Consider the following 7,113-nt stretch of genomic DNA (forward strand, 5'->3'; position numbering starts at 1 on the left):
GCTATCTGCGTGATCCTTAGTGACTTGATTGGTCGCTGCACACGACCATTTCAGGTTTGCTATGGCGTCTTCGCCGGTGGTGTCCCCTTACCGAGGGTGACCAAGCATGCAAGAAAGCGTGATGCAGCGCATGTGGAACAGTGCCCACCTATCCGGTGGTAACGCTGCCTATGTGGAAGAGCTTTATGAGCTCTACCTGCACGACCCTAACGCTGTGCCAGAAGAATGGCGCACCTACTTTCAGAAGTTGCCAGCAGACGGCAACTCTGCCACCGATGTATCGCATTCAACGATTCGCGATCATTTTGTGTTGCTGGCTAAAAACCAGCGCCGCGCCCAACCGGTATCAGCCGGTAGCGTGAGCAGCGAGCACGAAAAGAAGCAGGTTGAAGTATTGCGACTGATCCAGGCTTATCGTATGCGCGGCCATCAAGTGGCTCAGCTCGATCCTCTGGGCCTGTGGCAGCGTCCTGCGCCAGCTGATCTGTCGATCAATCACTACGGCTTGACCAATGCCGATCTGGATACGACTTTCCGTGCCGGCGACTTGTTCATCGGCAAAGAGGAAGCGAGCCTACGCGAAATTCATGAAGCGTTGCAGCAGACATATTGTCGCACCATCGGTTCCGAGTTCACGCACATCGTCGATTCCGAGCAGCGCAACTGGTTCATGCAGCGTCTTGAAAGCGTGCGTGGGCGTCCTGCGTTCTCGGCCGAGATCCAGAGCCACCTGCTCGAGCGTGTCACGGCTGCCGAAGGTCTGGAAAAATACCTGGGCACCAAATACCCGGGTACCAAGCGTTTCGGTCTGGAAGGCGGCGAGAGCCTGATTCCGATGCTGGACGAGTTGATCCAGCGCTCCGGCTCCTATGGCACCAAGGAAATCGTCATCGGCATGGCCCACCGTGGCCGTCTGAACGTACTGGTCAACACCTTCGGCAAGAACCCGCGCGAGCTGTTCGACGAGTTCGAGGGCAAGAAAAAAGTGGAGCTGGGCTCCGGTGACGTCAAATATCACCAGGGTTTCTCTTCCAACGTCATGACCGCAGGTGGCGAAGTTCACCTTGCGATGGCATTCAACCCGTCTCACCTGGAAATCGTTTCTCCGGTGGTCGAGGGTTCTGTGCGTGCACGTCAGGATCGTCGCAACGATCCGAACGGTGACAAGGTTCTGCCTATTTCCATCCACGGTGATGCTGCCTTCGCAGGTCAGGGCGTGGTCATGGAAACCTTCCAGATGTCGCAGACCCGCGGCTTCAAGACAGGTGGCACGATCCACATCGTCATCAACAACCAGGTAGGCTTCACCATCAGCAACCCGCTGGACTCGCGCTCCACCGAGTACGCTACCGACGTTGCCAAGATGATTCAGGCTCCGATTCTCCATGTGAATGGCGATGACCCGGAAGCCGTGGTTTTCGTGACCCAGCTGGCGATCGATTACCGCATGCAGTTCAAGCGTGACATCGTGATCGACCTGGTCTGCTACCGTCGTCGCGGTCACAACGAAGCGGACGAGCCTAGCGGCACCCAGCCGTTGATGTACCAGCAGATCAACAAGCAGCGTACAACCCGTGAGCTGTACGCCGAGCAGTTGACCAAGGCCGGTATCCTCACCGAAGAGCGTGTCCAGACCAAGATCGACGACTACCGCAATGCGCTGGACAACGGCCTGCATGTCGTGAAAAGCCTGGTCAAGGAACCGAACAAGGAGCTGTTCGTCGACTGGCGTCCATACCTGGGCCATGCCTGGACTGCGCGTCACGACACTCGCTTCGATCTCAAGACCCTGCAGGAACTGTCGGCCAAGCTGATGGAGCTGCCGGAAGGTTTCGTGGTTCAGCGTCAGGTCCAGAAGATCTACGAAGACCGTCAGAAGATGCAAGCCGGCGGCCTGCCGATCAACTGGGGTTACGCTGAAACCATGGCGTACGCGACCCTGGCTTTTGAAGGTCACCCGATCCGCATGACGGGTCAGGACATCGGTCGCGGTACGTTCTCGCACCGTCACGCTGTTCTGCACAACCAGAAAGATGCAAGTACCTACATTCCTCTGAAGAACCTGTTTGCCGGTCAGCCGCGTTTCGACCTGTATGACTCGTTCCTGTCCGAAGAAGCGGTACTGGCCTACGAATACGGCTACTCGACCACCGAGCCAAACGCTCTGGTCATCTGGGAAGCCCAGTTCGGTGACTTCGCCAACGGTGCGCAAGTGGTGATCGACCAGTTCATCACCAGCGGCGAGCACAAGTGGGGGCGTCTGTGCGGCCTGACCATGCTGCTGCCTCACGGTTACGAAGGGCAGGGGCCTGAACACTCCTCCGCACGTCTGGAGCGTTACCTGCAACTGTGTGCCGAGCACAACATCCAGGTCTGCGTGCCGACCACCCCGGCCCAGATCTACCACTTGCTGCGTCGCCAGGTGATTCGTCCCCTGCGCAAGCCGCTGGTTGTGCTGACGCCCAAGTCGCTGTTGCGCCACAAACTGGCAATCTCGACCCTGGAAGAACTGGCCGAAGGCTCGTTCCAGACCGTCATTCCGGAAGTCGATGCACTCGACCCGGCCAAGGTGACACGTCTGGTTCTGTGCGGCGGCAAGGTCTACTACGATCTGCTTGAGAAGCGTCGTGCCGAAGGTCGTGAAGACATCGCCATCGTGCGTATCGAGCAACTGTATCCGTTCCCTGAAGATGATCTGATGGAAGCGATCGCGCCTTACACCAACCTGAAAAACGTAGTGTGGTGTCAGGAAGAGCCGATGAACCAGGGGGCCTGGTACAGCAGCCAACACCACCTGCGTCGCAGCATGAGCAATCACAACCGCAACCTCGTTCTCGAGTATGCCGGTCGTGACGCTTCTGCAGCTCCAGCCTGTGGTTATGCTTCGGTACACGCTGAACAGCAGGAAAAACTCCTGCAAGATGCCTTCACTGTTTAACGCCTTCGAGCATTAGAAACCGAATTAAGGAATTACAGATAATGGCTATCGAGATCAAAGCCCCCTCTTTCCCGGAATCCGTTGCCGATGGCACCATTTCCAAATGGCACAAGCAGCCGGGCGAAGCGGTAAAACGTGACGAGCTGCTGGTCGACATCGAGACCGACAAGGTGGTCCTCGAGGTTCTGGCCGAAGCGGACGGCGTACTGGCATCGATCGTGAAAGGCGAGGGCGAAACCGTCCTGTCCAACGAAGTGATTGCAACCCTGGATGCCGGTGCTACTGCATCTGCTGCTCCAGCTGCCGCCGCGGTGCCTGCTGCTGCGCCTGCCCAGGCTGCTGCTTCGGCAGCGGATGAGGACGCAATCGCTGCGCCTGCCGCTCGCAAACTGGCTGAAGAAAACGGTATCAACCTGGCCAGCGTCAAAGGCACAGGCAAGGATGGCCGCATCACCAAGGAAGACGTGGTTGCTGCTGTCGAGGCCAAGAAGTCCGCCCCGGCCGCCGCTCCTGCTGCCAAGCCTGCTGCAGCCGCTGCTGCTCCGGTACTGGCTGCCGGTGATCGCGTCGAGAAGCGTGTACCGATGACTCGCGTACGTGCCACCGTTGCCAAGCGTCTGGTTGAAGCCCAGTCGAACATGGCGATGCTGACCACGTTCAACGAAGTGGACATGACCGAAGTCATGGCACTGCGCTCCAAGTACAAGGACCTGTTCGAGAAGTCCCACAATGGCGTACGCCTGGGCTTCATGTCGTTCTTCGTCAAGGCGGCTACCGAAGCGCTGAAGCGTTTCCCGGCAGTCAACGCCTCGATCGACGGCAGCGATATCGTGTACCACGGTTATGCCGACATCGGTGTTGCAGTATCCAGCGACCGCGGTCTGGTCGTACCGGTTCTGCGTAACGCCGAGCTGATGAGCCTGGCTGAAATCGAAGGCGGCATTGCCACCTTCGGCAAGAAGGCTCGTGACGGCAAACTGTCCATGGACGAGATGACTGGTGGTACCTTCACCATCACCAACGGTGGTACCTTCGGTTCGATGATGTCGACACCGATCGTCAACCCGCCGCAGGCTGCGATTCTGGGCATGCACAACATTCTGCAGCGCCCGATGGCGATCAATGGCCAGGTTGTCATCCGTCCGATGATGTACCTCGCTCTGTCGTACGATCACCGTTTGATCGATGGTAAAGAAGCGGTAACCTTCCTCGTTACCATCAAGAACCTGCTGGAAGATCCGGCTCGTCTGCTGCTGGATATTTGATGAAGCAGCCTCAAGTGCAAGCGGCCAGCTGCAAGCAAAAGCGGCCATCTGTAGCGCTTGAGGCTGTAACCTGTATCTCATGATTATGCTGTAATGCTGGACTGCGGTTCACGCAGGTCAGCTTGCAGCTTGCAGCTGTAAGCTTGAAGCTCACAAGGAATCTTTTTTATGTCCCAGAAATTCGACGTGGTAGTGATTGGCGCAGGCCCTGGCGGTTATGTTGCCGCCATCAAGGCTGCGCAACTTGGTTTCAAGACTGCCTGCATCGAGAAGTATCAGGACAAGGAAGGCAAGCTGGCCTTGGGCGGTACCTGCCTGAACGTCGGTTGCATTCCTTCCAAGGCTCTGCTGGACAGCTCCTGGAAATTCTACGAAGCCAAGAACGGCTTCGGCGTTCACGGTATTTCGACTTCCGAAGTCTCCATTGATGTTCCAGCCATGGTCGGCCGCAAGTCCACCATCGTCAAGAACCTGACTGGCGGCGTTGCCAGCCTGTTCAAGGCCAATGGCGTGACCAGCCTGCAAGGCCACGGCAAACTGCTGGCCGGCAAGAAGGTCGAACTGACCGCTGCTGACGGCACCGTTGAAGTCATCGAAGCCGAGCACGTGATCCTGGCCTCCGGTTCGCGTCCGATCGACATTCCACCGGCTCCGGTCGATCAGAAAGTCATCGTCGACTCCACCGGCGCACTGGAATTCCAGGCAGTTCCGAAGCGTCTGGGCATTATCGGTGCGGGTGTCATCGGTCTGGAACTGGGTTCGGTATGGGCCCGTCTGGGTGCTCAGGTCACCGTTCTGGAAGCGCTGGACAAGTTCCTGCCTGCCGCTGACGAAGCCGTTTCCAAGGAAGCGCTCAAGACCTTCACCAAGCAAGGTCTGGACGTCAAGCTGGGCGCGCGCGTAACCGGCTCCAAGGTCAACGGTGAAGAAGTCGAAGTGACTTACACCGATGCCAATGGCGAGCAGAAGATCACTTTCGATCGCCTGATCGTAGCCGTGGGCCGTCGCCCGGTGACCACCGATCTGCTGGCAGCCGACAGCGGCGTCGACCTGGACGAGCGTGGCTTCATCTACGTCGATGACTACTGCACCACCAGCGTACCGGGCGTCTACGCCATTGGTGACGTGGTTCGTGGTCTGATGCTGGCCCACAAGGCGTCGGAAGAGGGCATCATGGTTGTCGAGCGCATCAAGGGCCACAAGGCTCAGATGAACTACAACCTGATTCCTTCGGTTATCTACACTCACCCGGAAATCGCGTGGGTTGGCAAGACCGAGCAGACCCTGAAGACTGAAGGCGTTGAAGTCAACGTCGGCACCTTCCCGTTCGCGGCCAGTGGTCGTGCCATGGCTGCCAACGACACCGGTGGTTTCGTCAAGATCATCGCTGACGCCAAGACCGACCGCGTACTGGGTGTTCACGTGATCGGCCCAAGCGCTGCCGAGCTGGTACAGCAGGGCGCGATTGCAATGGAATTCGGTAGCAGCGCAGAAGACATCGGCATGATGGTCTTCTCGCACCCGACACTGTCCGAGGCGCTTCACGAAGCGGCCCTGGCTGTGAATGGCGGTGCCATCCACATCCAGAACCGCAAGAAGCGCTAAGACAATAAGAGAAAAAACCACGACGGAGTGCCCGTCGTGAGCCTTGCGAGCAAGACTCACCGCGGAAAGTCCGCCGGACTCGACCTCTCAGGCGATTCCAGAGGTGTTGCAGAACACCTCTGGAGTCAACCAGGAGTAGCGGTCACAGGTGGTGCGGCACGCTTGATGTGCAGCACCGAATGCGCAGTACCTAAACGAAGACGGTAATAAGCATGAATCTTCACGAGTATCAGGGTAAGCAGCTGTTCGCTGAATACGGCCTGCCAGTATCCAAAGGCTTCGCAGTAGACACCCCGGAAGCAGCAGCAGAAGCTTGCGAAAAGATCGGTGGTACCGAATGGGTCGTCAAGGCTCAGGTTCACGCTGGTGGTCGCGGTAAAGCGGGCGGCGTCAAGCTGGTTCGCAGCAAAGAAGACGCAGCAGCATTCGCGCAGCAGTGGTTGGGCAAGCGTCTGGTGACTTACCAGACTGACGCCAACGGTCAACCAGTGACCAAGATCCTGGTCGAGTCCTGCACCGACATCGCCAAAGAGCTGTATCTGGGCGCTGTAGTCGACCGCTCCAGCCGTCGTATCGTGTTCATGGCTTCCACCGAAGGTGGCGTGGACATCGAGAAGATCGCTCACGACACTCCTGAAAAGATTCTCAAGGCCACTATCGATCCACTGGTTGGCGCTCAACCATTCCAGGGTCGCGAGCTGGCTTTCCAGCTGGGTCTGGAAGGCAAGCAGGTTGCCCAGTTCGCCAAGATCTTCACCGGTCTGGCCAAGCTGTTCCAGGACCACGACCTGGCCCTGCTGGAAGTGAACCCGCTGGTTATCAAGGCTGACGGCGATCTGCACTGCCTGGACGCCAAGATCAACATCGACGCCAACGCCATGTACCGTCAGCCAAAGCTGAAGGCTTTCCACGATCCATCGCAGGATGATCCTCGTGAAGCCCACGCTGCCAAGTTCGAACTGAACTACGTGGCACTGGAAGGCAACATTGGCTGCATGGTCAACGGTGCCGGTCTGGCCATGGGTACCATGGACATCGTCAACCTGCACGGCGGCAAGCCAGCCAACTTCCTGGACGTTGGTGGCGGTGCTACCAAGGAACGCGTTACCGAAGCGTTCAAGATCATCCTGTCCGACAGCAATGTCGCAGCAGTACTGGTCAACATCTTCGGCGGTATCGTTCGTTGCGACATGATTGCCGAAGGCATCATCGGTGCAGTGAAAGAAGTCGGCGTGAACAAACCGGCAGAAATGGGGCCGACCGAATACCGCCTCCTGCAATTCTTCATGACCCACCAGGAACGCG

At 57.9% G+C, this 7,113-nt stretch carries 3 protein-coding genes and 2 pseudogenes; all 5 read left to right on the top strand.

Going from position 1 to position 7,113, the window contains the following annotated elements:
- The first annotated feature begins 106 nt into the window (after positions 1-106).
- Positions 107-2,938 carry a 2-oxoglutarate dehydrogenase E1 component gene (locus ACIPY9_RS22200; RefSeq protein WP_400706584.1) on the top strand — a complete coding sequence of 944 codons (2,832 nt, stop codon included), beginning with the start codon at positions 107-109 and terminating at the stop codon, positions 2,936-2,938.
- A gap of 41 nt (positions 2,939-2,979) precedes the next feature.
- Positions 2,980-4,203 carry a 2-oxoglutarate dehydrogenase complex dihydrolipoyllysine-residue succinyltransferase gene (gene odhB, locus ACIPY9_RS22205; protein WP_400706587.1) on the top strand — a complete coding sequence of 408 codons (1,224 nt, stop codon included), beginning with the start codon at positions 2,980-2,982 and terminating at the stop codon, positions 4,201-4,203.
- A gap of 168 nt (positions 4,204-4,371) precedes the next feature.
- The gene (gene lpdA, locus ACIPY9_RS22210) at positions 4,372-5,808 is read left to right on the top strand and encodes a dihydrolipoyl dehydrogenase (RefSeq protein ID WP_400706590.1); all 1,437 of its coding nucleotides are present in this window, start codon (positions 4,372-4,374) and stop codon (positions 5,806-5,808) included.
- 212 nt (positions 5,809-6,020) lie between these two features.
- A pseudogene (sucC, locus tag ACIPY9_RS22215) lies at positions 6,021-7,052 on the top strand (ADP-forming succinate--CoA ligase subunit beta); the annotation flags it as partial.
- A pseudogene (locus ACIPY9_RS22220) lies at positions 7,047-7,113 on the top strand (hypothetical protein); the annotation flags it as partial. The pseudogenes sucC and ACIPY9_RS22220, both read left to right, overlap by 6 nt.

Source organism: Pseudomonas sp. NPDC089734 (assembly GCF_044748865.1).
Taxonomy (GTDB): domain Bacteria; phylum Pseudomonadota; class Gammaproteobacteria; order Pseudomonadales; family Pseudomonadaceae; genus Aquipseudomonas.